The organism is Brevundimonas sp. FV1ye28, assembly GCF_058681135.1.
This window is the reverse complement of record NZ_CM178731.1, coordinates 1,467,740-1,490,426: the sequence shown is the minus strand read 5'-3', so window position 1 is coordinate 1,490,426 and position 22,687 is coordinate 1,467,740. Positions and strand designations below refer to the sequence as shown.

The 22,687-nt window shown below is 67.5% G+C and carries 23 protein-coding genes and 1 tRNA gene; 15 read left to right on the top strand and 9 right to left on the bottom strand.

Annotated features, from left to right (window positions below; all coding sequences use genetic code 11):
- Positions 1–83: 83 nt before the first annotated feature.
- Together ACW171_RS07450 and ACW171_RS07445 are read left to right on the top strand one after the other, a co-directional pair.
- Positions 84–1,079, top strand: a complete 996-nt coding sequence (locus ACW171_RS07450; protein WP_492096441.1) for a FecR family protein — start codon at positions 84–86, stop codon at positions 1,077–1,079.
- Positions 1,080–1,160: 81 nt separating this feature from the next.
- On the top strand, positions 1,161–4,136 hold the full coding sequence (locus tag ACW171_RS07445) for a TonB-dependent receptor (RefSeq protein WP_492096440.1): 2,976 nt from the start codon (positions 1,161–1,163) through the stop codon (positions 4,134–4,136).
- Here ACW171_RS07445 and ACW171_RS07440 read toward each other — a convergent pair.
- The 3 genes from ACW171_RS07440 to ACW171_RS07430 are packed head-to-tail and all read right to left on the bottom strand — an operon-like array spanning position 4,108 to position 5,555.
- Positions 4,108–4,419 carry a hypothetical protein gene (locus tag ACW171_RS07440; protein WP_492096439.1) on the bottom strand — a complete coding sequence of 104 codons (312 nt, stop codon included), beginning with the start codon at positions 4,417–4,419 and terminating at the stop codon, positions 4,108–4,110. The two genes, ACW171_RS07445 and ACW171_RS07440, sit on opposite strands and share 29 nt — an antisense overlap.
- Positions 4,420–4,440: 21 nt before the next feature.
- Positions 4,441–5,229, bottom strand: a complete 789-nt coding sequence (locus ACW171_RS07435) for an SDR family oxidoreductase (protein WP_492096438.1) — start codon at positions 5,227–5,229, stop codon at positions 4,441–4,443.
- A complete protein-coding gene (locus tag ACW171_RS07430) occupies positions 5,226–5,555 on the bottom strand; it encodes a nuclear transport factor 2 family protein (protein ID WP_492096437.1) in 330 nt (109 codons plus the stop codon). The genes ACW171_RS07435 and ACW171_RS07430 overlap by 4 nt, the downstream gene beginning before the upstream one ends.
- Positions 5,556–5,611: 56 nt before the next feature.
- Here ACW171_RS07430 and ACW171_RS07425 point away from each other — a divergent pair, with 56 nt between their 5' ends.
- The 9 genes from ACW171_RS07425 (at position 5,612) to ACW171_RS07385 (ending at position 13,213) form a co-directional block, all read left to right on the top strand.
- Positions 5,612–6,031: a winged helix-turn-helix transcriptional regulator gene (locus tag ACW171_RS07425; RefSeq protein ID WP_492096436.1), complete on the top strand. Its 420-nt coding sequence runs from the start codon at positions 5,612–5,614 to the stop codon at positions 6,029–6,031.
- A 281-nt stretch (positions 6,032–6,312) separates the two neighbouring features.
- Positions 6,313–6,783, top strand: a complete 471-nt coding sequence (locus ACW171_RS07420) for a hypothetical protein (protein ID WP_492096435.1) — start codon at positions 6,313–6,315, stop codon at positions 6,781–6,783.
- Positions 6,784–7,071: 288 nt separating this feature from the next.
- Positions 7,072–7,905, top strand: coding sequence for an alpha/beta fold hydrolase (locus tag ACW171_RS07415; protein ID WP_492096602.1), 834 nt, complete (start codon positions 7,072–7,074; stop codon positions 7,903–7,905).
- 175 nt (positions 7,906–8,080) lie between these two features.
- Entirely contained in the window at positions 8,081–8,986 is a 906-nt protein-coding gene (locus tag ACW171_RS07410) for a LysR family transcriptional regulator (protein WP_492096434.1), read from the top strand.
- A 74-nt stretch (positions 8,987–9,060) separates the two neighbouring features.
- Positions 9,061–10,002 carry a hypothetical protein gene (locus ACW171_RS07405; RefSeq protein ID WP_492096433.1) on the top strand — a complete coding sequence of 314 codons (942 nt, stop codon included), beginning with the start codon at positions 9,061–9,063 and terminating at the stop codon, positions 10,000–10,002.
- Between the two features lie 58 nt (positions 10,003–10,060).
- Complete coding sequence (locus ACW171_RS07400; RefSeq protein WP_492096432.1) at positions 10,061–10,480, top strand: DUF305 domain-containing protein; 420 nt, start codon at positions 10,061–10,063, stop codon at positions 10,478–10,480.
- 4 nt (positions 10,481–10,484) lie between these two features.
- Positions 10,485–11,915: a YncE family protein gene (locus tag ACW171_RS07395; RefSeq protein WP_492096431.1), complete on the top strand. Its 1,431-nt coding sequence runs from the start codon at positions 10,485–10,487 to the stop codon at positions 11,913–11,915.
- Positions 11,916–11,924: 9 nt separating this feature from the next.
- The gene (locus ACW171_RS07390; RefSeq protein WP_492096430.1) at positions 11,925–12,443 is read left to right on the top strand and encodes an RNA polymerase sigma factor; all 519 of its coding nucleotides are present in this window, start codon (positions 11,925–11,927) and stop codon (positions 12,441–12,443) included.
- Positions 12,440–13,213 carry an anti-sigma factor family protein gene (locus ACW171_RS07385; protein ID WP_492096429.1) on the top strand — a complete coding sequence of 258 codons (774 nt, stop codon included), beginning with the start codon at positions 12,440–12,442 and terminating at the stop codon, positions 13,211–13,213. The genes ACW171_RS07390 and ACW171_RS07385 overlap by 4 nt, the downstream gene beginning before the upstream one ends.
- A 249-nt stretch (positions 13,214–13,462) precedes the next feature.
- Here the strand turns inward: ACW171_RS07385 and ACW171_RS07380 are convergent, their stop codons facing one another.
- The gene (locus tag ACW171_RS07380; protein WP_492096428.1) at positions 13,463–13,930 is read right to left on the bottom strand and encodes a MarR family winged helix-turn-helix transcriptional regulator; all 468 of its coding nucleotides are present in this window, start codon (positions 13,928–13,930) and stop codon (positions 13,463–13,465) included.
- A 171-nt stretch (positions 13,931–14,101) separates the two neighbouring features.
- On the opposite strand from ACW171_RS07380, the gene ACW171_RS07375 reads away from it, so the two are divergent.
- Positions 14,102–14,893, top strand: a complete 792-nt coding sequence (locus ACW171_RS07375) for an alpha/beta fold hydrolase (RefSeq protein ID WP_492096427.1) — start codon at positions 14,102–14,104, stop codon at positions 14,891–14,893.
- Between the two features lie 96 nt (positions 14,894–14,989).
- Positions 14,990–16,177 (top strand): benzoate/H(+) symporter BenE family transporter, encoded by a 1,188-nt coding sequence (locus tag ACW171_RS07370; protein ID WP_492096426.1) that lies wholly within the window; start codon positions 14,990–14,992, stop codon positions 16,175–16,177.
- Positions 16,178–16,479: 302 nt separating this feature from the next.
- Here the strand turns inward: ACW171_RS07370 and ACW171_RS07365 are convergent, their stop codons facing one another.
- From ACW171_RS07365 to ACW171_RS07350, 4 genes are all read right to left on the bottom strand, one after another.
- Positions 16,480–17,019, bottom strand: a complete 540-nt coding sequence (locus tag ACW171_RS07365) for an outer membrane beta-barrel protein (RefSeq protein ID WP_492096425.1) — start codon at positions 17,017–17,019, stop codon at positions 16,480–16,482.
- Positions 17,020–17,131: 112 nt separating this feature from the next.
- On the bottom strand, positions 17,132–19,447 hold the full coding sequence (locus tag ACW171_RS07360) for a TonB-dependent receptor (RefSeq protein ID WP_492096424.1): 2,316 nt from the start codon (positions 19,445–19,447) through the stop codon (positions 17,132–17,134).
- A 2-nt stretch (positions 19,448–19,449) separates the two neighbouring features.
- Positions 19,450–20,373: a FecR family protein gene (locus tag ACW171_RS07355; protein ID WP_492096423.1), complete on the bottom strand. Its 924-nt coding sequence runs from the start codon at positions 20,371–20,373 to the stop codon at positions 19,450–19,452.
- Between the two features lie 37 nt (positions 20,374–20,410).
- Positions 20,411–20,932, bottom strand: coding sequence for an RNA polymerase sigma factor (locus tag ACW171_RS07350; RefSeq protein ID WP_492096422.1), 522 nt, complete (start codon positions 20,930–20,932; stop codon positions 20,411–20,413).
- Positions 20,933–21,055: 123 nt separating this feature from the next.
- Here ACW171_RS07350 and ACW171_RS07345 point away from each other — a divergent pair, with 123 nt between their 5' ends.
- Positions 21,056–21,217: a hypothetical protein gene (locus ACW171_RS07345; RefSeq protein WP_492096421.1), complete on the top strand. Its 162-nt coding sequence runs from the start codon at positions 21,056–21,058 to the stop codon at positions 21,215–21,217.
- 4 nt (positions 21,218–21,221) lie between these two features.
- Positions 21,222–22,163: a hypothetical protein gene (locus ACW171_RS07340; protein WP_492096420.1), complete on the top strand. Its 942-nt coding sequence runs from the start codon at positions 21,222–21,224 to the stop codon at positions 22,161–22,163.
- Between the two features lie 421 nt (positions 22,164–22,584).
- On the opposite strand, the gene ACW171_RS07335 is transcribed toward ACW171_RS07340, so the two are convergent.
- A tRNA-Lys gene (locus ACW171_RS07335) sits at positions 22,585–22,660 on the bottom strand.
- Positions 22,661–22,687 lie beyond the last annotated feature (27 nt).

Genomic DNA, 22,687 nt, shown 5'->3' with positions numbered 1-22,687 from the left:
ACCCGCTGGATCGTTGTGCCTTGTGAAGGGAATCGCGGCGACCGTCCGGAAGCGCCTTCGATGAGGAGATGCGAGCGCCCATGATGGACCGCCTGACGGCCCTGTTCGACCGACGGCCGCAGACGGCCGAGGACTGGCTGGCGCGCATGAGCCGGCCGGACGTCGACGCGCGCGACCAGGTCGCCTTTATGGACTGGCTGGAGGCGGACCCCGCCCATCTCGCCCACTATGAGGCGGCCAAGGCCGACAGCCTCGCGCTGAAGCCGCTGCGCGGGGCCTTCGCCCGCGACCTCGCCGACATCAGACCGCAAGCCGGCCGCGCCCGCAGCGCCGCGGGCCGGTCGGCGTGGCCGGCCGTGGCCGGCGCGTTGGCGGCCGTCGTGACCGCCTTCGTCGCTACGGTCCTGATATTGCCGTCGTCGCCCCAGGGCCAGCTCTATCAGAGCCCGCCGACCGAGGTGCTCGACGTGGTGCTGGCCGACGGTTCCTCCGTGACCCTGGACGCCGACTCTGCGATCCGCGTCGCCCTGACCGACGACGTCCGAAGGGTCGATCTGGAACGTGGAGCGGCTTATTTCGAGGTGGCGCACTATGAGGACCTGCCCTTCCAGGTGACGGTGTCGGATCATAGGGTGATCGTCACCGGCACACGGTTCGTCACCGCGCTCACCGACGCGAGCGGCGAGGTCTCCCTGCTGGAGGGCCGGGTCTCGGTCGGCACGCGGGACGCCGCGGACAGGGACGCCCTAGCCGACGCCGTTGCCCTTCTGCCCGGGCAGAGACTGAGGCTGACGGCGGCCGGCCCCGGCCGCCCCGAACCGGTCGACGTCGAGACAATGACCGCGTGGCGCAAGCGGCGGCTTGTGTTCCGTGACGTCCCCCTGTCCGAGGTGGTGATCGCCGCCGGCCGTTACGCCGACCGGCCGCTGGTGGTCGACGATTCCCGCCTGGCCCGCTCCCGGGTGACCGCCGTCCTGCCGCTGTCGGGAGAGGGGACGCTGGTCGAGCGGATGGACCAGTTGTTGCCGATCACGGTCGAGAACACGCCGGACGGCCGGACCCTGATCCGCGCCGAATGAACAGAGGCTATCGCAGACCTGTCACGCCACGCCGCTAAGGGGGCGGCTGCTCCCGCCGCTGTCTTGACTGGGTATTGCTGCGTGAAACCGCTTGCACCATCGCTGCCGGTCGGCGTGGCGGCGGCGTTCGGCCTGGCGCTGGCCGCTTCGCCGGCTCCTGCCCAGATCGCGGAACTGCGCGACCTCGACATCCCTGCGCAGAACGCCTCCGTAGCGCTGGTTGAACTGTGTCTGGCCGCTGACTGCGAACTTGTGTTCCTCGGGCCGCGACCCGGGCTGCGCACGCGGGCTGTGCGGGGGCGGATGTCGTGGCGATCGGCGGTGGGGCGCATGCTGAACGGCTCGGATCTGCGTTACCGGTTTGTCGGAGCCCGCGGAGTGCGCGTCTGGGTTGATGCCCGGCCGACAGCGACCGCTCCGCCTCCCACGCCGGAAGCGGAAGCGACCGAGCTGGAGCCGGTGGTCGTGCTGGGGCGGTTGTCCGACCAGATCGACGAGTCGGTGCGCCGCAAGCGCGAGGCCGACGTGATCTCGGATGGGGTCTCGGCGGCCCGGATCGGCGAACTGCCTGCCGCCAACCTGGCCGAGGCCCTGCAACGCGTCCCCGGCGTGGCCATCGAGCGCGAGGTCGGGGAGGGGCAGTTCGTCAGCGTCCGGGGGCTGGGCCCTCTGTTCCAGTCGGTGACCTTGAACGGCGCCCCGGTGGCCTTCAACGAAAACATCCGCAACTCGACCCAGAGCGGTCGCCAGTTCCGTTTCCGGGCCCTGTCCGCCGACCTGCTGGCGGGGGCGCGGCTGACCAAGTCATCGACGCCGGACCTGGTCGATGGCGGCATCGGGGCCAATATCGACATCGAGACCGTGGGCGGGCTCGACGGCGATCCCTTCCTGACGCTGCGGACGGGTGCCGGCCTGGAACAGCGGACCCGCCGCATCGGCCCCGATGTGTCGCTCGCCGGCCGTCTAGTGTCGGCCGACGGCGACCGCGGCCTGGTCGCGGGCGTGGCGCAGGAGGAGCGGTCGGTGCTGTACGACCGGTTTCAGATCCAGCGCTATCGCGACCTCGTCGTCGATGGCCAGACCGTCGCCGTGCCGAACGATGTCCGCACGACGGTCGAGCGCGAGGACCGCCGGCGGCGCAGCGCCTTCCTCGGCGCCGACTGGCGGCTTTCGCCGGTCCTGTCGCTGGATCTCGACGCCCTCGCCTCGACCTTCGATAACGCCATCCGCGAGGACCGGCTGGTCTTCGGACTGGGCGAGCGGCTGCTGGCGCCGTGGGGCGCGATGACGGTTCGCGACGGCGCGGTGGTGGCCGGCGAGGTCACCGACGGCGAGATCGACAACAATACGGAGTTTTCGGATCAGTCGCATCTGAACCTGGCCGGCTCGGTCGGCGCCGTCTGGCGCCCGGGCGAATGGCGGATCACGCCGCGGCTGAGCGCCTCCATGGCGCTTTCGGTGCTGGACCGGCCTTTGCAGCGTATTTCGGCGCCGTCGCCGGACGGTGTCCCCTATGTCTTCGAACTCGGCGACGCCGCCGACAGCCGTCGGGCGGCCCGACTGTCCACCGCCATGGATCTGCTGGACCCGGCCGCGCTCGGACCGCCGCGACTTCATGTGAGGGCGGTGGAGTCCCGCGATGACGACTTGACGGCCAGGGTCGATGCACGGCGATCGTTGGAGGGACGCCGCGACATCCTCGGCTTGTCTGCGGTGAAGTTCGGCGTCCAGTTCAGCGACCGCAGCCGTGACTATCAGCGGCGCGATCGCGAGGCCTTCCTCCGCCCCGGGCTCGACATGGACGCCGACGCCTACGCACTGACCACGCCGGATGAGGTGTTCGCCGATCTGCTGGAAACGCCTCCCGGCCCTTGGGTGACTGCGGATTCCCGCTGGTTCGACTCCGCGTTCGTCATCCCCGGCGAGTTCGACGGGATCTCGCCGCGCCCGCGCGACCTGATCCCGACCGGAGCCGATCTGCAAAACTCCTATGGCGTGGGTGAGCGGGTCGCGGCGGCCTATGTCCGGTTCGATGTCGCCGGGGCTCTCGCCGGCCTGCCGGCGTTCGGCAATTTCGGAGTCCGGGGGGTCGAGACCCGGACCGAGGTCGACGGCTCCATCCTCGGCGTCAACCCCGCGGGGGCCATCGAGGTCCGGCGTCAAACCTATTCGGGGTCTCACAGGGTCTGGCTGCCCAGCGCAAATCTGGTGGTCGAGTTCGACGAGGACCGGCTGGTGCGACTGGCGGTGTCGCGCTCGATCACCCGGCCCTCCCTAGCGGACCTGCGCTCGGCCACTGTGCCGGCCAGCACCCTGGTGCGGTCCATCTTCGATCTCGGTCAGGCGGCGATCAATGATCCGGAGCCGGGCACGATCTTCACCGGGGTCGGCGGCAATCCGACGCTCAGGCCCTATCTGTCGACCAACTACGACCTGTCCTGGGAGTGGAGCTTCCCGCGCGGCGCACTGAGCGTGGCGGTGTTCCACAAGTCGATCGACGACTTCATCCTGACGGTCGAGGCGCAGGAGCGGCTGGTGTTCGAAACCCGGGCCGGCGGTCCGGTCGCCGCCGAGGTGATCATGTCGCGGCCCCGCAACGCTGGCCGGGCCCGGACAACCGGGCTGGAACTGGGTTTCAACCACCGCCTGCGGTCCGGCCTGGGCCTGTGGGCGAGCGCCACCTGGACCCGGGCGGAAGCCACCGAACGGGAAACCGGCCTGCGGCGCGACCTGGCCGGGGTGTCGGACTTCGCCTGGTCGTTCAATCCCTACTACGAGCGCAGGCCCCTGGGTCTGAACCTGTCCTGGTCCTGGCGTTCGGCCTTCGTCTCCGAGGCCGACATGCAGGGTGGTGGGATCAGTTCGTTCGTGGTGGCCCCCGCCGGCTATCTGGATGCTCAGGCGACCTGGGAGGTGGGGCCTGGGGCGCAACTGGTTCTGGGCGCGACCAACCTGACTGACACGACGGACTTGTCGTGGGAGGGCCGTGAGGGCCGACTGCTGCAACTGGGACGGGCTGGACGGAATTTCAGTCTGGCTCTTCGATGGCGCCTGTGATGGCGATCGGCCGCCTGTTGCCGGTGGCGAGTCCCGACGACACCTTCGACGCCCCGAAGCCTGGTTGGGACCGGTTTGTGTCCGCACCGCCCACTCGATCGTCTCCGCTCCAGAGATAAAGCGGTCGGCCGCGATAGGTCCATTGGCGCCCCCCCTCGCGCCTCCGGGCAAGCGATCGCCGTCGCCCCGGAGGTCCGACGGCAGGCCTGGTCCGCCTGGCGGAGGTGGTATCTGGGAACCGCGAACGGGCCCTGACATGCGAGGCGAACCGGCAACCAAGCACACAGTTAATCCCGCCGGCTCCTCAGGTCGTCGGTATTGTGCCGCCGTCGATCACGAATGTGCCGCCATGAATGGCGGACGCCCGATCAGACGCGAGGAAGGCGATAAGCTCGGCGACGTCTTGAGGTTGGGCCGGACGTCCCAGGGGAATACCCCCCAACCCGGCCAGCACGCTCTGTCGCGCCTCATCGAGGGTGCCGCCCGTGCTGGCCGCGATCCGCTCCATCAGGGCATCGGAGGCTTCCGTCTGGATCCAGCCGGGAGAGACCACATTGACCCGTACGCCCCTAGGCCCGACCTCCTTGGACAACGACTTGCTGTAGGTCTCGAGCGCCGCCTTCGCCGCCGCGTAGGCGGTGGTCGATTCCGGCAGCGGCAGCGTCGCCTGGATGGAAGAGACGTGGACGATCGCGCCTGATCCCCGCGCGATCATCTGCGGGATCAGCAGACGATCCAGCCGGATCGCCGGCATCAGATTCAGGTCCAGCTCCGCGCGCCAGTGATCATCCGTGAGGGTCGCGAAGCCGCCGCCGGGCGAAGAGGAACCGCCGACGACATGGGCCAGGACGTCAACGCCGCCGAGACGGCGGTCGGCGGCCTCGGCGAGGGTCGCGCACCCCTCGGCGGTCGTCAGGTCGGCCTTGACGAATTCCACGCCCTCCAGATCGTCCGGAGCCGCGCGGGCCGCAGTGATGATCCTTGCGCCACCCGCCAGGAACCGCTTCACGGTCGCACGGCCGGCCCCCTTGGTTCCGGCCGTGACGAGGACGCGCTTGCCCTCGAACTCCGTCGGGTCGGGAAGGGCGGTCACGCCGTGATCTCCAACGCCTGTATGGCGTCGTCGTCGAGCGTAAAGCGCATCGTGAAGCGGATCGGGCTCCCCTTGAAGTCTCCGTATGTCGGGCCTTCGACCACGACCCGGCCTTGCTCGTGACGCACGGCGTCAGGGGTGAAGACCGCCTTCGCAGCGATCGTCGCCTGCTCCAGCCAGAGCCTCAGCTCGGCATGACCGCTGTGACGTCCACCATCGTCTTCCACGACGGCATTGGCGGCGAAGGGTTCGAGCATGCCATCTACGTCGAGGCGGGCGTTAGCCTCCACATAGTCGGCGATGGGTTTGGGCAGTGAAGGCGTCATCGGTGTCTCCCGGGACAACAGTTGTGGTGTCGGAAAACTGGAAATAAGCTCCGCGAATGACAAGAACGGACAAAAAAGTCAGCAACACACCTGAAGGTAAGCGTGTCGACTATACGCCGCAGACAGCGGCGGGCAGCGCCCACAACGTCATCCGCATTCTGGAGGGCCGCTGGAAGCTGGTCATCCTGTTCCAGCTGTTCGGCTCGAATGTGCGACGGTTCTCGGAGCTTGAACGAGCCATTCCCGGCGTGTCCCAGAAGATGCTGATCCAGCAGCTGCGTCAACTGGAGACCGACGGAGTGGTCGCCCGCATCGTGTATCCGCAGGTCCCGCCCAAGGTGGAGTATTCCCTCACCGAATGGGGGCAGGCCTTGTGTCCAGTTCTGGACAGGCTCCTGACCTGGGCGGAGGAGGCTCCGGCCGAGGTGCGCGATCGTCTGATCGAACGCGACGCCGTCGCTTTGGAAAAGGCCTGAGACCGCCGTCTTGGCCAGGGCGGCTTGGTGCCGTCAGTGTTCAACGGCCCCATAGTCGCACCCCCGCCAGAGCGGCCATAGCAGCAAGATCGGGCCCGGATGTTGGCTCCCGCTGCGGGACAATGGGGCTGATTATCCGCGAAACTGGGACGCGCCATCCCGGTTAATCCCAGTTCTCGCGACAACGGCTGACCCGTACCTTGGGATCGTTGCAATGGTCGATCGGTCGGCTCCCGCCACCCTCCGCCCGCTGCGAACGACCAACCCAAAGGACGATCATCATGCAGTACTACCAAGTTTTCATCAGCGCGGAACAGACCTCACAGGCCTTCCGCATCATGGACGCCCTCATGGCGCGTCAGCTGATCTTCGGCGGCCCGGTCGTCGGCGGCCCCGCCAAGTTCCTGTGGAACTTCAAGGACAGCGACGCCCCGGAGAGCCTGCGCGAGCACAAGCTGTACACCCTCGAACAGGACTACAACTATATCATCACCTACACCCGCGAGGACCTCCGGGATGAGCTCATCGACGTCGCCGAGTCGGCGTCGCTGGAAGAGGTCTGCATGATCTCGATGCTGCCGATGGAGACCAATCGCTCTCTCCGCATCCTGCTCGACGCCTCTTTCGAGGGACGTGGCGTTGAACTGACGCCGGAGCCGGTGGACGCCGTCTCGGCCCTGAGGTTCGTGCCGGCCTCCGAGATCCCGTCGCGGACCAAGAGCTCCACGGGGCCTGAAGGCACGCGTCGCTGATCGGGTCGAGCTCCCTCAACGCGGCGGCTGACTGACACCAAAGATGAGATGTCTCGACCTGCAGGGCGTCTGGCGGCTCGCCGGACGCACGGGCACCGTCAGCTGCAGGAGCCACTCACCGACAAGGCCTGGAGGCAGAACATGACCACACAACACGACTCCGTACCTGCCACCACCCGGCGCCAACTGCTGGCGGTGAGCGGCGCAACCGGCGTCGCCCTGAGCCTGCCCGCTTCGGCGGTCGCAGCTCTCTTTCCAACCCCTGTCGACAACCCTGGAGCTTCGACAATGACCACGATCAAGACCCGCGACGGAACGGAAATCTTCTACAAGGACTGGGGCCCGAAGGACGCCCAGCCGATCGTCTTCCACCATGGCTGGCCGTTGTCCGCCGATGACTGGGACAGCCAGATGCTGTTCTTCCTGGGCGAGGGCTATCGCGTCATAGCCCATGACCGCCGCGGCCACGGCCGCTCGGCGCAGACAGATACCGGCAATGACATGGACCACTATGCGGCTGATGTCGCCGACCTGGCCGCCGCGCTCGACCTGCGATCGGCCATTCATGTCGGTCACTCGACCGGCGGGGGCGAGGTGGCGCGCTATGTCGCCCGACATGGAGGCGGCGGACGGGTCGCGAAGGCCGTGCTGATCGGCGCCGTCACGCCCGTCATGATCAAGACGGCGGGCAATCCCGGCGGTCTGCCGCTCGAACTCTTCGACGGTTTCCGCGAAACGCTGGCGGGCAACCGGGCCCAGCATTTCTGGGATCTGCCGAGCGGGCCCTTCTACGGCTTCAACCGCCCGGGCGTGACCCCGCAGCCGGGCATCATCGCCAACTGGTGGCGTCAAGGCATGCAAGGCGGCGCAAAGGCGCACTACGACTGCATCAAGGCCTTCTCGGAGACGGACTTCAGCGAAGATTTACGGGCCATTTCGGTACCGACGCTCGTCCTTCACGGTGACGACGATCAACTCGTGCCGGTCGAAACGTCGGCCCGGCTGGCGGCCCCCATGCTCCGCCAAGGCGAGCTCAAGATCTATCCGGGTCTCAGCCACGGCATGTGCACGATCAACCCGGAAATCGTGAATGCGGACCTGCTGGCCTTCTTCAGGAAGTGAACCATCGCGGGTTCGACGAGCCCGCCGGCAGGCCAGACCGGCGGTCAAGAAGCGAGCACAGCCTCTTGATGGCGGCTCCGGCGGCAAAACCGCCGGGGCCGCCTGAGGCACCTCACCCTTGGAGCCCGGCGGTCATCCCGCTACAGGGAGACCTCGACAGTCCGGAGACGGGATGATGCGCGGCACGACGCTCGGAGATCTGGACGCTGTCGCGGCCATCGTTCAGCGCGGGTCGTTCAGGGCGGCGGCGGCGGATCTGGGCATATCGGCGACCGCCCTCAGCAATGCGATCGGCAAGCTTGAGACCGGCCTGGGCGTGCGCCTCTTCAACCGGACGACCCGGAGCGTCTCCCTCACCGAGGCGGGACGGATCTTCGTCAGCCAGACCGGACCGGCGCTGGAAGAAATCCACGCCGCCATGGACATTGCGCGATCCCGGCAAGCCGTTCCCTCCGGCACCCTGCGCATCAACGCCTTCGCCACCGCGGCCCGCTACATCCTGCCTGACCTGATTTTGCCGTTCGTGCGTGAGAACCCCCAGGTCCACATCGACCTCGTCACCGAAGGGCGACTGGCCGACATCGTCGCGGACGGGTTCGATCTCGGCGTCCGGGTGGTCGGCCTCGTCCCGACCGACATGATCGCCGTTCCCGTCGGACCGCGGATGGCCTTCGCCGTGGTCGCAACCCCGGCCTATTTCGAGCAGCACTCCAAGCCGCTTTCGCCCGCTGACCTGCCCGCGCACCGATGTCTGCGGGTCAGGCTGCCCAAGGGGGCGATCTACAAATGGCAGTTCGAGAAGGACGGCCAGCCCCTCGAGGTGGACGTTGAAGGGCCCATGACGCTCGACGAGCCCTATCTGGTTCACACCGCGCTCCTCGGCGGCGCCGGCCTGGGTTTCATGATAGAGGCTGACGTTCGCGATGACATCGCCGCCGGGCGGCTCGTCCGCGTGCTCGAGGACTGGACGCCGCCCCGCCTCGCCATCTGCGTCTACTATCCGAGCCGACGAAACCAGACTGCCGCCCTGAAGGCCTTTATAGCCGCGGCCCGGGCCCTGAGCGTGTCGTCGATCGACTGATGCAGGAGATGAGGATCGTCAAACCGATGGGTGGGATCAAACAGAAGCCTTTGCTCGCGGTGGCGGTCCTGGCGTTGCTCGCCCTGACCGGGGTCGATCATGCCGGGGCCCAGAGCGATACACAGCACGCACCCGGGAGGAGCGCCAGCGCCGACCCAGCCGCAATGTTGCGGGAGCGGATCACGCCGCCATCTGACGAGACGATCGCAGCCTATCGGCAGGCGGGCGCGGTGAACGCCCAGGCGCACCGACTGACCGGGCGCGAATGGGCGCTGGTCGAACGCGCGATCGCGGACCTGCCGCCTCTGCATCTGCAGGTCCTGGAGCGCCGCCTGGGCCGTCTCAGCTTCATCGCCGCCCCTTCCAGCACAGGCACAGCGCTGACCCGAGCCTACGACGGGCCTAATGGAAAGGTCCTGTTCGAGATCACCCTGCGCGCGGACGTGCTCGACAAGACCCTGAGCGAGTTTCTGACCCAGAAGGAGGCGGTGCTCTTCACCGAGGATGGCTCCGGCTACAGCGTTCACGTCCTGGCGGGCGCCACGCCTGCGCTTCCCTATCTGCTGCTGCACGAAGCGGCCCATGTGGTCGACCAGGAATTCGGAATCTCGACGAACCTTGTCCCTTTCGGTGCGCTGTGGACCGGCTATCGGGATCTGGCGGAGACCTATGCTGCTGGACCAATAGGAACGTCCGTCTATCGGCGGGGACCGCCAATACCGACGTCGCAAAGCCCGGCCCTCTACCGAGCGCTGTCGGCTTCACCCTTTGTCTCCCTCTACGCCACAGCCACCGCCGGCGAGGACCTCGCCGAATTGTCGGCCTGGAGCACGCTTTCCACCCGGTTCGGGATCCCTCTGACGATTGAGGTCCGGGACGCAGCAGGCCTGCCTGTCGTCACCGTCGAGCCCCTCGCTTCACCGGCCGTCCAAAACCGTTTCGCGGCCCTCGAGGCGCTTCTCACCCGAGTTGGATCGGAGCCGGACCGGAGATTTGTCGGCCAGCCGCGGGAATAAAGGGCCGTCTCGCAACGTCCATTGATCAACTCCACCTTCCGATCAGAGGCCGCGATCAATGTCGATCATCTCCTGCCGCAAGTCCGTGAGCCGGTTCGCCGCGTGCGCCGTGTTCGGCCTGTTCACGCCCCTGGCGGCGAGTACGCCTTCAGAGCAGTTCCTGGCCGAGAACGAGGCGGCCATGGCGCGAATGCACGCCGCCATGGAGATCCAGCCGACGGGCGACATCGACAGGGACTTCGCAGCCATGATGATCCCGCACCATCAGGGCGGAATCGACATGGCCGTGGCGGTGCTTCGCCACAGCAAGAACGAACAGATCCGTCGCCTCGCCCAGGAGATCATCGTCGAGCAGCAGCAGGAAATCGCCGCCCTGCGCCTGGCCGTCGGCGACCCGCCGCCCGCGTCCTACCCCGCGCCGACTCATCCGCCTGCCATTTCCGCCGACGGGCGATCCGCACATCATCACGGAGGCTGATCCAATGCCGCGCCAAACCCTCGTCGCGACCGGCCTGTCGACCGTCCTGCTCGCGGCCTCCGCTCACGCCCAGACCGTCCCGACGGTCCCGATCTCCGACGCCGACCGCGTCTATGCGGCGGAGCAGTTTTCAAACACCGTCTCCGTCACCGATCCGTCCACCAACCGTCTGGTGGGGCTGATAAGCCTGGGCGATCCGGCGCCCGGCAATCTCAGCCCGTTGTACAGGGGTCAGTTGCTGGTCCACGGCCTGGGCTTCTCCCCTGACGGCCGGACCCTGGCCGTGGTGTCGATCGGCTCCAATTCGGTCAGTTTCATCGACACCGCCACGAACGCCGTGAAGCATGTGACCTATATCGGTCGATCGCCGCACGAGGCCTTCTTCACGCCTGACGGCGAGGAGCTGTGGGTTACGGTTCGCGGCGAGGACTATATCTCGGTGATCGACCCGGTCAGCTATGCGGAAATCCGTCGCATCACGACGCCCGGCGGGCCGGGCATGACCATCTTCTCGCCGGACGGCCGCTACGGCTACATCTGCTCGTCCTTCAACCCCACGACCGTGGTGGTCGACACCGCCAGGCATGAGGTCGTGGGCGAGGTGACCCAGCCCAGCGCCTTCTGCCCCAATATCGCCGCCGCTCCGGACGGGTCACAGGTGTGGTTCACCCTGAAGGACATCGGCAAGACGGTGGCGTTCAACGCCCGTCCTCCGTTCGACGTGCTCACCACACTGGATACCGGGCCCCTAACCAATCACGTCAACTTCGCCCGAACCGAGCACGGCCAGTTCGCCTATGTGACGGTGGGCGGAGAAAACACCGTCAAGGTTTTCCGCACCGATGACTTCAGCCCCATCGCGACGATTCCCGTGGGCGCCCTGCCGCACGGTTTGTGGGCCTCGCCGGACGGATCGCGCGTCTATGTCGGTCTGGAGAACGCAGGGGAGTTGGCGGTGATCGACACCGCCTCCAACACGGTCGTGACCAATATCGGCATCGGCCAGGCCCCACAGGCCGTCGTCTATGTACCCGGCGCGGTTCCCGCAGGTCCCGGCGACGGTAACCTTCAGCCCCGGTCGGGCGCGGGTCCGGTACTTGTCCACCTCCGCGCCGGCGACGGCGCGGAGGTCGGCACCACCATCAGTCTGTACGACCAGGGCCTGATCCAGGTGCTTCAGGGATCGGTGTCGGGATTGACGCCGCGGTCCCCCTATGTGCTCGCCTTGGCGGACGCAGCAGACGGGTCCGGCCCTCTGGAGCCCATCGCCGCTTTTACGACCAATCCGGCCGGCGCCGCCATCGTCAATGCGCTGGGGCCGATCCGCCAGCAGGTTCGCGCCGATCAGGGCGCATCCCGTCGCTATCTGGTCATCGCGCCCGGCGCGGCGGCCATGCCTGGCGCCCCGGTTCAGATCCAGGTTCCGGCGCCCTAGGATAAGCGCATGACGGATATGGGACGGTTGATCGAGCCGGTGATCCCGGGGCTGCGGCGATACGCCAACGCCCTGGTCCACAATGCGTCCGAGGCCGATGACCTGGTCCAGGATTGCCTGGAGCGCGCGGTCGCCCGCTGGGGGCAGCGCCGCGCCGATGGCGATACGCGCAGCTGGCTTTACTCCATACTGCATAACCTGGCGGTGGATCGCTGGCGTTCCCTTCGCCGAAGGGGGACGATGGCACCCATCGAGACGGTGGATCCGGCGTTTCTGTCCGTGGCACCCGCCCAGGAGTATGGCCTCGCACGCTCTGACGTTCTGCGGGCGCTGGACCAATTGCCGGACGAATATCGAGCGGTGATCCTGCTGGTGACGGTTGAAGGTCTGTCCTATGCGGAGACGGCCCGCATTCTCGGCGTACCGCCAGGAACCGTCATGTCGCGGCTCTCGCGCGGACGCGCTCGGTTGGCCAGTGCGATGACCACCGACACGCCCGTCAAATCCCATCTAAGGAGGGTCAAATGACCGGGGACCGCCCGATTAGCGAAGACGACCTCCATGCATTTCTCGATGGAGTGCTGGAGGAGAGCCGGCGCGATGCGGTGCTCCGCTATCTGGACACCCACCCCGAGGCACAGGGCAGGTTCGCGGCCTACGGCGAACAGGGCGAGGCGCTGCGTGACGCGCTGGCCCCGTTCGCGGATCAACCTCTGCCCGCGGAACTCAGCCTGAGAGCCATTGTAGAGCGCCGGCGGAAGACGCTGGCCGGAAGACGTCAGATCGCGGCCGCCGCGGCTATTCTCTTCATCGGCGGCTTGTCGGGTTGGGTGGGGCGGGAGGCTGTTTCACCACCCGCGCGGGGAATTCAGGCCCTCGGCCGGGAGGCCGCAGACAACTATGTGGTCTATGCCTCCGACACGCTTCGCCCGGTTGAACTGGCCTCCGACCAGCGCACGACCTTGACCCGCTGGGTGTCCGAACGTCTCGACACGCCGGTGCAGCCGCCGGACCTGCAGAGCGCCGGTTATCGCTTCCTCGGCGGCCGGCTGGTAACCACCCCCAATGGTCCCGCCGCCCTGTTCATCTATGAAGGCGCCGCGGGCGGTCGGCTGGCCGTGATGATGCGACCGATGCAGGTCGAGAAGAACCGGTCCATGTCCGAACAATCTTACGGCGCGCTGGACGGTGTGACGTGGTCGCGCGACGGCCTCGGCTTCAGCGTCGTGGCGCCCCACGCGTCGCCGGGTCTGCTTCCCGTGGCTGAGGACGTTCGACGGCAGGCCTCGTTCACCTGATCCCCGTTTCAGATCGGATCGGCTTGCCCGGGGGCGGCTCTTCAGCCCCCGGGGTCGGGCATGTCTGATGGGCGATCGAGGGTCGGTCCGGGCGCTTCACGTCACTGATGACGGCCGAAGTCACCGAGGCCACCTTGCGATACGCACCTGGATTCAGGAGACGTCAGCCAATGGGACGGTGCTTGCCCCGGACACCGTCTGCTGATGCAGGGCAGCCACGATCCCCTCGTATCAGGTCGGGGTGAGGACCTAGCCGCCCGGCGTCTTCCGCCCGCCGAGGCTCTCGTAGATGGCGTCCCGGAGACCCTTCATTTGTCCGTTGATCTCGCCCAGTTCAGCCGGCGTCGCCCCCGAATGTTCGAGCAGGGCCTCGGCTAGGCACCCCGCCTTCTTTTTCAGAGCGCGGCCTTCATCGGTCACCGTGATGACGACCTGGCGTTCATTGCCCGGGTTACGCATCCGGCTTACCAGGCCAGAAGCCTCCAGCCTTTTTAGCAGCGGGGTCATGGTGCTCGGCTCCAGCGCCAGCTCCTCGGCGATGTCGCCAACCGTTCGGCCGTCCTCGCGCCACAGCACGTTCATGACGAGGTACTGGGGGTAGGTCACGCCCAGGGCGTCGAGCAGGGGCTTGTAGGCTCGCTGGATCGCCATGCTCGTCGAATAGACGGTGAAACAGAGCTGGTCCTCCATCGGGATGGGTCCGGTCTGTCGGGTCATCAAAACACTCCAGGACGCGACGTTTCGCGAGAAAAAACATATCGCGATAATTTTCTGTTTGACAAGGCGCGACCTCTCCGCGATATCAAACTTATCGCGATAATAGTTCGCGGCGTAACATTCTCAATCGGGCAGGCCGAGGCCTGCCATTTCCAAGGAAAGGACCACCCCATGATCAAGTTCCGCAACATCCTTCTCGCCGCCGTCGGCGCCGCCAGCATCGGCGGGGCCGCCCAGGCCCAGACGACCTCGACCCTGCCGGCCGACCAGTCGGTCCGCAACGTCGTGCTGGTGCACGGCGCCTTCGCCGACGGCTCGGGCTGGCGCGGGGTCTATGACGACCTGACAGCCCGCGGCTACCGGGTGACGATCGTGCAGAACCCCCTGACCTCGCTCGCCGACGACGTCGCCGCCACCCGCCGCGCTCTCGCCCGCCAGGACGGCGGCACGATCCTCGTCGGTCACTCCTGGGGCGGGGTGGTGATCACCGAGGCTGGCGTCGACGACAAGGTCAAGGGCCTGGTCTATGTGTCGGCCCTGACTGCGGATGTGGGCGAAACGGCCGGCGACCAATACGCAGGCTTCGGCATTCCCTCGACCTTCGTCATTGACGAACAGCCTGACGGTTTTGGCTTCCTCAACCTCGAGCGCTTCAAGGAAGGCTTCGCCGCCGACCTGAGCGACGCAGAGGCCGCCTTCATGCGCGATTCCCAGGTGCCGATCGCCCTGTCGGCCTTCGCCACGCCGGTGACCCAGGCCGCCTGGAGGACGCGCCCCAGCTGGTTCATCGTCGCCACCGAGGACGCCGCCATCAGCCCGGCCATGCTGAACCAGCAGGCCGAAAAGATCGGCGCGACCAAGGTCGAGATCCCGGCCAGCCACGTGCCCATGGTCTCGCAGCCGCACGCCGTCGCCGACGTGATCGACCAGGCGGCCAGGGCGGTCTCGGCCCAAGGGCAATGATGCTCGCCTGATCCCGCCCGCAGCGCTGGCGAGGTCCCGCGACCTCGCCAGCGTTCCGCTGTACTTACCAGAACCGCTCTCCCGCAGGCTGATCCCATGTTCCGTCTACCGCCCCTGCCGTGCTGGTCATCCGCCCTCATCGCCGCCTTCGTCGGTTTCGGCGGCACGATTGCCCTGGTGGTGCAGGCCTTGGGCGCCATGGGGGCATCGGTCGAACAGACCGGGTCAGCGGTGACGGCGCTCTGTCTCGGAATCGCGGTAGCCGGAGCGGCACTGTCGTTTCGCTATAAGATGCCGGTGGTCCTCGCGTGGTCGACCCCCGGCGCTGCCCTGCTCGCCGCTGCTCCTGCAGGACTCTCCTGGTCAGTCGCGGCGGCCGTGTTCGCGGCCGCCGCCGTGATGATGATTGTGGCCGGGATCACCCCGGCCCTGGGTCGCCTGATCGAGCGCATCCCGGCGTCGATCGCATCCGCCATGCTGGCCAGCGTGCTCCTCCCCTTCTGTCTGACCTTGTTCCGGTTGGGCGCAACCGACCCTCTGATGATCGGGGCTCTCGTCTGCGTCTTCCTGGCGGCCCGGCGCCGCGTCCCGCTCTACGCGCTGATCCTCGTCCTGTTCACGGCGATCGCTTTCACACTTGCCAGGGACGACGTGGCCCCGCTGGCCGCCGGCCGAACATTCGGAACCCTGTTGCCTGTCGTGCCCACACTCGACCCGGTCGCCATTGCCAGCCTTGCTTTGCCGCTGTTCGTGGTGACACTCGTGTCCCAGAATCTGCCCGGTCTGGTCGTGCTTCGCTCGGCCGGCTACCAGCCGCCCGCAGGGTCCCTCATCACGACCACCGGCCTCGTCAGCCTGGTCGGCGCCCCATTCGGTGCGCACGGCGTCAACCTCGCGGCTATCACTGCGGCGATCTGCACCGGGCCTCACGCCCATCCCGATCCCACCCGGCGCTGGCAGGCCGGGGTGATCTACGCCGGTTTCTATCTCGCGCTGGCCGCCTTCGCGCCGGCCCTGGTCCGCGCCTTCCTTGCCCTGCCTCCAGAGGTGATCGCCTCGGTAACCGGGCTCGCGCTCATACCGGCGCTGGTCGGTGCGGTTGAAGGGATGATGACCGACCCGCGCGACCGCGATCCCGCCATCGTGACCTTCCTCGCCACAGGGTCCGGTCTGATCCTGTGGGGGCTGGGCTCCGCCTTCTGGGGACTCGTCGCCGGCTTCGTCGCCCTCGCCTTCAAACGTTACCTGGAGAAGCCGGCGTCGACCCAGGCGTCCTCAGGCTAATCAGGCTTTCTCGCCCGTCGTCAGCGATATGGCCCTGTGGCCTGCGACCAGCGCGCGCCGACAGTCAGATGAACGTCATGCCGCCTCCGGTCTCAATGACCAGAGTGGATCAGTCCCTGAAGTCCGTGGCAACTGCCGACTTTTTTTAACAGTATCAGCCAGTAGCGGCGTTTCAAAAAATAAAGGTTCAGTCGCAGCCGAACGGCTCGACGAGGGATCGGGGTGGTCGACGCTAGTTGGCGCAGCTAAGCTGACGGCACTGGCGGGCCAGACGCTGATCGCCTTGCCCGCCGCCGTCAGTCTCAGAACCGACGGATATAGCTGATTGACCAAGTGTCCGCCTCGCCGCCGTCGTCCTGGAACTCCCGACGGGTCCAGTCAGCGCGCACCCCATTCCAGCCGTCGAAGAAGGCGCTGGCACCGACGCCGTAGTTGAAGCTCTCGCCGTCGCCGCGCACGCTCACGGCGGCGACCGAGGGCTCGATGCTGGTCGTGCCGTAGCCGATGCGGGCATGGGCTTCGAAGTGATCGCCCAACGGCAGGAAGGCGACCGCATAGGCGGCCACGTCGTGCTTCAGTTCGATCACGCCCGAGCCGTCAATCGAGACGTCGAAGCTCTCGTCCTCGATACCGACGCCGGCTTCAAGTTCGGCGCCGACCCAAGGTAGGACCTTGTAGCCGAAGCGGCCGGTGACGGCGCCCAGCTCGGCCTGATCGGTGTCGACGGCCGTGTAGCCGAGCGTGGCGTAGGTCCGGGATTCGCCCGGAGTCCGAGCTTGCGCCAGGGCGGCGGCGGGCATGAGGGCGCATGCGGCCGCGAGGGCCGTGAGGGTGGTCTTCATCATGGGGGAGGGGCTCCGGGTTCTGTTCGGGGCGTCGTGCACATCCGCATCGCCGCCATGAACCAAGGACGCCGTCCGGCCGCGGGGGCCTTACGGTCGAGCCCAGATTTCTTCAGAATGCGGCTTCGAACGCCAGCCGAACGGTCAGCGGCCGCACCGGCACGGCCTGGGGCGAGGCCAGCTGATAGGGCGAGCCGATCCCATAGCGGACGCCGTCCTGATTCAGAGGATTGGAGATGCGCAGGGTCGCCGCGCGCCGCTCGTCGCCAAGACGCGCGGTCAGTTCGGAACGGACATAACCGCCCTGGGGCACGTCGAGAGCGGGGCCGACGCCGATCCGCGACTGGCCGATGTAGCGCAGGTCGGCGCCGAGCCTCAGCGGCAGGTTCCCCAGCGATCCGGCGTTGTAGTCGACACTCAACTGTGCGCCGATCGGTGCGACGTTGGGGATGTCGGTCGTTCCGCCGCCTATGACGCTGAACCGCGTCTGCGTCAGTTCGCTGTCGTTCACGAACACGCCGCCCGAGATGTCCAGCATCGGCACCGGCGTCCACGAACCCTTGACCGAGACGAAGCGGATCACCCCGTCGCCGACGTTGTCGGTGACCAGATCGCCGCCCTGGGTGACGACGTCCGCCTGGACGTCGCGCCAGTCGACCCAGCCGACGGAAATCTCGCCCGACAGGTCGTCGCGCCACCGGCCCGAGCGGGCGCCGAGCTCGACCAGGGTGACGCGGTCGCCGTTGTAGCGCTGAAAGGCGCCGTTTGCCTCGTTCACGCCCGCCGGACGCACCGCCTGCTCCGCCCGTGCGAACAGGGTGACGGCGGGGGCGGCGTCCCAGCGCGCGGTCAGGCTGGGGGTGACTCGCACGGCGAAGCCGTCGATCGTCGGGCCCGCCCGAAGCGAGCTCAGTTCGACAATGTCGACGTCGCTGTCGATCTTCACGGCGGACAGCCGCGCCCCCACCGCGATGCGCCAGTCGGAGGCAGGAGACATCGAGGCCTCCCCGAAGGCCGTCGCCTCGGTGAAGCTCCGCGTCAGGTCGGCGCCATAGGTCGGGCGCGGCGTCGGCGACAGGTCGCGGCGGCGACGCTCGACCAGGGTCTCGCCGACCGCGAGGGCCGCGCCGCCGGACCAGGTCCAGCCGGCGATCGGGTCTGTGTCGATGCGCAGCTCGGTGGAGGTGGTCGTCGCGGTCTGCCGGCGATCGACCAGAGCGGGGAAGGGCTCGTTGACCTGGCTGGCGTCGAACCGCTCGTTCAACTGCTGGCGCGAGATGCTGGTCGCCGAGGTCAGCAGCGCGGAGCCCAGGCGCCGCCGGGCGGTGACCCCGGCCAGAACGATGGTGCTCTGATACGGCTCCAGCACGCGGCCCGCCTTGGCGAAGCGGGTCTCGCCCACGGCCACGGTCTGGGCGTCGTCCGCCGACACCCGCTGGCCGACCCCGACGACATCCACGGTCCAGGTCCCGTCGGTCCAGCGCACAGAGGCCCGGCCCCCGACGGTGTCGACGGTGTCGGCCTCGCGCACCCCTTGCGTCCGATTGTCGAGGAAACCGCCCTCACGCCGGGAATAGGCGACGATCCGGCCGGCGGTGCGATCATCCAGCGACCGGTTCAGCACCAGGGAGGCCTCGCCGCTTTCCGCACCGCCCGAGGTGACGCCGGCGCCCGCCACGACGCGACCGCTCGTCTCGCTGAAGGCCGGCGTCTCGGGCTGCAGGCGCAGGACGCCGCCTATCGATCCGGCCCCGAACCGCGTCCCCTGCGGCCCCTCGAACACCTCGATGCGCCGCACGTCGATCAGGGCCAGATCCGGGTCCGGCGACCCGTAGTTCAGACGCAGGTCGCCGAGGTACTGACCCACGGTCGCCTGCAGCGGGCCGTTCATGGCCGAGTCCGCGAGGCCGCGAATGAACAGCTTGTTGCGACCGGTGCCCTGACGGGTCGACTCTACCGTGGCGGACAGGTCGGAGACGGCATCGCTGGCCGCTGCTCCCTCGACCCGCTCAAGCGCGCCGGTATCCACCGCGTTTCGCCCCGAGACTCCGCTCAGCCCGACCGGCGGCATGGCGGTGACCACCACCTCGCTGAGCAGGGTCGGCGCGTGCTCTGCCGGAGGTGGCGAGGGACGAACGGCCGGACGGCGCGGCGCAGCGGGAGCCGCCTCGACCCGGTACATGCCGTCGCCGATCCGCACCGCCCGGGCACCGAGGGGACGCAGCATCCGCTCCAGCGCCGCCTCCGGCGACATGCGCCCGCGCAGATCCAGCGTGCGTCTGCCGCTCAGGTTGGTCGTGACGACGATGTCGATGCCAGCCTGGGCCGCCAGCCGGTTGACGGACTGGGCGGCAGGACCGGCGCGGACGTCGAACGCCTGCGGCGTCCCGGCCTGAAGCGCAATCAGTCCGGCCGCCAGTAGGGCCACCGTCACGGCTCCAGCCGCCAGCCTTCGCCGTTCTCGACCACGGACACGCCCAGCAGCCGCGCCAGCCGCGCCCTCAGGCTAGCGGCATCGGTCGTGGTGGTCAGGCTGCCGCTAAATCGCCGGTTCCCGACGGAGGGGCTGACTGTGATCGGCCGGTTCAGCGCCCGTGACAGATCCTCAGCCACGACGTCGAGGGTCTCGCCCGTGTAGGACAACCGCCCTTCGCGCCAGCTCGCGACGTCTTCCGGCGACACCGAACGGCTCTCCAGCCCGTTCGGTGTCGCCACCACGCCGTCCCCGGCGTTCAGGGTCGCCGTGGTGTTCTGGGTGTCGACCCGGACGATGCCTTCCGACACAGCCACCCGGGTGCCGTCGGAAAGCCGGGTCACGTCGAAGGTCGTGCCGAGGTCGGTCAGGGTGGTATCGCCGACCTCGACCACGAACGGATGCGCCTCGTCATGCGTCACTTTGAACAGAGCGCGGCCCGCCTCCAGATTCACATCACGCGGGCGTCTGCGGTCGAGCGTAAGCCGCGTCGCTCCGGCAAGAGACACCTCGGACCCGTCGCTCAGGGTAACCGTGCGCTGCTCTCCCGGTGCCGTTTCGATGGTCCACGGCTGCGGCCGTCCGTCCCAGACGAACCAGACCCCGCCCAGAGCCACGAGCGCGAAGGCTGCGGCCATGGCGGAGCGGGGCAGGGCGAAGGCGCGGCGCGGCATCACTTGCCGCACGCCCGGCACCGGCGCGGATTTGAGCGCCTCGACGGCCTCGCCCTCGACCTCGGCCAGCCGCCAGTAGGCTTCGGCATTGCGCGCATCGGCGGCCATCCAGGCGTCCCAGTCCGCCCACCCCTCGAAGGCGGGATCGTTGACGCGGACCAGCCAGTCCAGCGCCTCACGATCGATCTCTGTCCCGAACGCGCTCATCCCCATGACTCCAGGACGCCGCCCGTCACGATGTGCCTCACGATTGTTCCCCCTGAAGGTCCAGAAGGACGGCGTAGGCCCGCCGCAGATGCTTCTCGACGGTGCTCAGCCCCATGTCGAACTCCTCTGCCAGCTTCTTCTGTGTCACCCCGTCGATGCGGTGACGGCGGAAGATGGCCGCCGCGGGATCGCCCAGCGCGATCAGTCGCGCCTCGACCGCCTGAAGCGTCTGCACTGCGATCAGCCGGCGCTCGGCATCGGCCGGTTCGACCGCGTCCTCGGGCAGGTTGGCGGGGGTGGACCAGGCCAAGTCGCGCGCGGCGGCCCGCCTCGCCCCCCGACGTCGATCCAGCACGGCGGTGTAGACCATGCGCAGCAGATAGGCGTGGGGGCTGGCCACCGGGGCATCGACCGCCCGCAGCTTCAGCCAGACGTCCTGCACCACGTCCTCGGCGTCGCCCGCCGCGCCCATGGCGACGGCGCGGCGAACCAGCGCCGGACGCATCTCGGCGAAGATCGCTTCAAGGCCGGCGGCCTGATTTTCGGGCGATGCTTCCATGCCCGCGCCCCTTAGCGCCTCGCCGATCCGGCTGGCAACCGGGGTCGAAAATCATCCGTCGCGACCGTAAGGCTCCGACGTTGCGGCGGCGTCTTCCCTCTGATCAGCAGAAGAGGAGACGCCATGACCACCAGCGGCCCGGAACTGCAGGGGCGATCCAGGATCCTCCAGACCGCCCACCTGGTGCTCGCCGCCTTCGCCGCGATCGTCATCGCCGTGGCGGCCCAGGGCTGGCCGGTCTCCGAACCGCGCTGCGACGGCGGGACGACCTGCGACGGGGGCTGAGCCGATGACGAGCACGGTCTATCGCGACTGGCTGGCGCGCAATCCGGCGGTGCCGTCGATGGTAGGCCCGTCGATCTTGCGGGAGGGTGACGCCGTTTTCGGCTGCGCCGTCGGCTGCGATCTGGCGGGGATCGCGCCTTTCGTGCGGTCCCTGCGGGCCGTGTTTGCGGGTCAGGTGATTCTCGTGGTCGACCGCGAGCCGACCCTGACGGCATGGCTGTCCACCCATGGTGTCGAGACAGTGATCGCCGCCGATCGTGTGCCGCACTGGAAGTCGCACGCAATGGTGGCCCGCCTCGCAGTCTACGCGCAACTCCTTGAGGAACGGCTGGAAATACGGAACGTCATTTTGGCGGGCGTGCGCGACGTCGTCTTCCAGTCAGATCCCTTCAGCGCCGCTCCCGACCATCTGCAGTTTTTTGCAGGCGTAGGCGCTTCGCTGCCTGCCACGTCCTGGGCCCGGATCCCGCGGGCATTGGTGGGAGCCGAACTCGCGCGCGATCTGGGACAACGGACCCGGATCGGCGAACTCGTCGCTGGACCGAGCGAAGTTGTCAGCCGGTTTTGCCGTACCCTCCTGCAGCTTCGCGTGCAGCGGCGTGCCGCTTGCGGCATACTAACCGACCGAGAAGCTCGTCATATCGTCGCGCATCTCGATCTTGCAGGCGGTGAAATCCGCGCAATCTCACAGCGGGTCGCCTCCGCATCTTGCGACATGCGCGTCGAGGGCGGCCGAATCCTAAATTCAGACAATAGTATAAGCCCGATTGTCCTCGGCTACCGACGCTGCAGCGAACTTGCGCGTCATATCGACCAGCGCTGGGGCGTGCCGCTGCTTCCCACGCTTCGGACAAGTCTCATGAGAAGCATACGGTCGCTACGAGGGTCGTTCCAGGCTACGACCTTCCGCTTCGGTGAGGCAAATGGCTTGTTTCTCCAGCCCTGAGTAGCCTTCGTAAGGCGACAGGCCAACAGTCTCAGTCGTCTTCCGCTGTCGCGCCAAACCGTGCGCGGCCCCTCACTGATTTGATCGGGTCGAAGCCCGGCCGACATCCGAAACCGGTCGGTCGCCTTTCTTATTCGGCCTTCGACCGTCCTCGCGAGGCAAGAACTTGGAAGAAACATGCGCCAATCTGGCGTGCGCACCCGCTGGACTGATATTTTCCTGCGTCAGGACGAAACCAGACAGACTCGCCGCTCTGGGGACCAAGTGCATGAATCGACCGCCGGCCGTCACGCGAACGTCACCGCCTGAACGAGACCGGATTTTACCGTCCTAATAACCGGCCTAGACGCCGTTCAAATCAAACACAACGCCCTCTGCTATCGGCGGTATTTATATTTTCTAAAAGAATTCAAAGAGACGATGGTGGGTGATGTAGGGTTCGAACCTACGACCCGCTGATTAAGAGTCAGCTGCTCTACCAACTGAGCTAATCACCCGTACCATCCGTCCAGTGAGACCCGAGG

What these genes read in the sequence shown, in the direction of transcription:
- ACW171_RS07415 (WP_492096602.1), top strand. Translation starts at nt 7,072, where the DNA reads ATGACCACGATCAAGACCCGCGACGGAACGGAAATCTTCTACAAGGAC.
- ACW171_RS07410 (WP_492096434.1), top strand. Translation starts at nt 8,081, where the DNA reads ATGCGCGGCACGACGCTCGGAGATCTGGACGCTGTCGCGGCCATCGTT.
- ACW171_RS07370 (WP_492096426.1), top strand. Translation starts at nt 14,990, where the DNA reads ATGTTCCGTCTACCGCCCCTGCCGTGCTGGTCATCCGCCCTCATCGCC.
- ACW171_RS07425 (WP_492096436.1), top strand. Translation starts at nt 5,612, where the DNA reads ATGACAAGAACGGACAAAAAAGTCAGCAACACACCTGAAGGTAAGCGT.
- ACW171_RS07350 (WP_492096422.1), bottom strand. Translation starts at nt 20,932, where the DNA reads ATGGAAGCATCGCCCGAAAATCAGGCCGCCGGCCTTGAAGCGATCTTC.
- ACW171_RS07390 (WP_492096430.1), top strand. Translation starts at nt 11,925, where the DNA reads ATGACGGATATGGGACGGTTGATCGAGCCGGTGATCCCGGGGCTGCGG.
- ACW171_RS07430 (WP_492096437.1), bottom strand. Translation starts at nt 5,555, where the DNA reads ATGACGCCTTCACTGCCCAAACCCATCGCCGACTATGTGGAGGCTAAC.
- ACW171_RS07340 (WP_492096420.1), top strand. Translation starts at nt 21,222, where the DNA reads ATGACGAGCACGGTCTATCGCGACTGGCTGGCGCGCAATCCGGCGGTG.
- ACW171_RS07345 (WP_492096421.1), top strand. Translation starts at nt 21,056, where the DNA reads ATGACCACCAGCGGCCCGGAACTGCAGGGGCGATCCAGGATCCTCCAG.
- ACW171_RS07420 (WP_492096435.1), top strand. Translation starts at nt 6,313, where the DNA reads ATGCAGTACTACCAAGTTTTCATCAGCGCGGAACAGACCTCACAGGCC.
- ACW171_RS07385 (WP_492096429.1), top strand. Translation starts at nt 12,440, where the DNA reads ATGACCGGGGACCGCCCGATTAGCGAAGACGACCTCCATGCATTTCTC.
- ACW171_RS07365 (WP_492096425.1), bottom strand. Translation starts at nt 17,019, where the DNA reads ATGAAGACCACCCTCACGGCCCTCGCGGCCGCATGCGCCCTCATGCCC.
- ACW171_RS07380 (WP_492096428.1), bottom strand. Translation starts at nt 13,930, where the DNA reads ATGACCCGACAGACCGGACCCATCCCGATGGAGGACCAGCTCTGTTTC.
- ACW171_RS07375 (WP_492096427.1), top strand. Translation starts at nt 14,102, where the DNA reads ATGATCAAGTTCCGCAACATCCTTCTCGCCGCCGTCGGCGCCGCCAGC.
- ACW171_RS07450 (WP_492096441.1), top strand. Translation starts at nt 84, where the DNA reads ATGGACCGCCTGACGGCCCTGTTCGACCGACGGCCGCAGACGGCCGAG.
- ACW171_RS07355 (WP_492096423.1), bottom strand. Translation starts at nt 20,373, where the DNA reads ATGAGCGCGTTCGGGACAGAGATCGATCGTGAGGCGCTGGACTGGCTG.
- ACW171_RS07400 (WP_492096432.1), top strand. Translation starts at nt 10,061, where the DNA reads ATGTCGATCATCTCCTGCCGCAAGTCCGTGAGCCGGTTCGCCGCGTGC.
- ACW171_RS07395 (WP_492096431.1), top strand. Translation starts at nt 10,485, where the DNA reads ATGCCGCGCCAAACCCTCGTCGCGACCGGCCTGTCGACCGTCCTGCTC.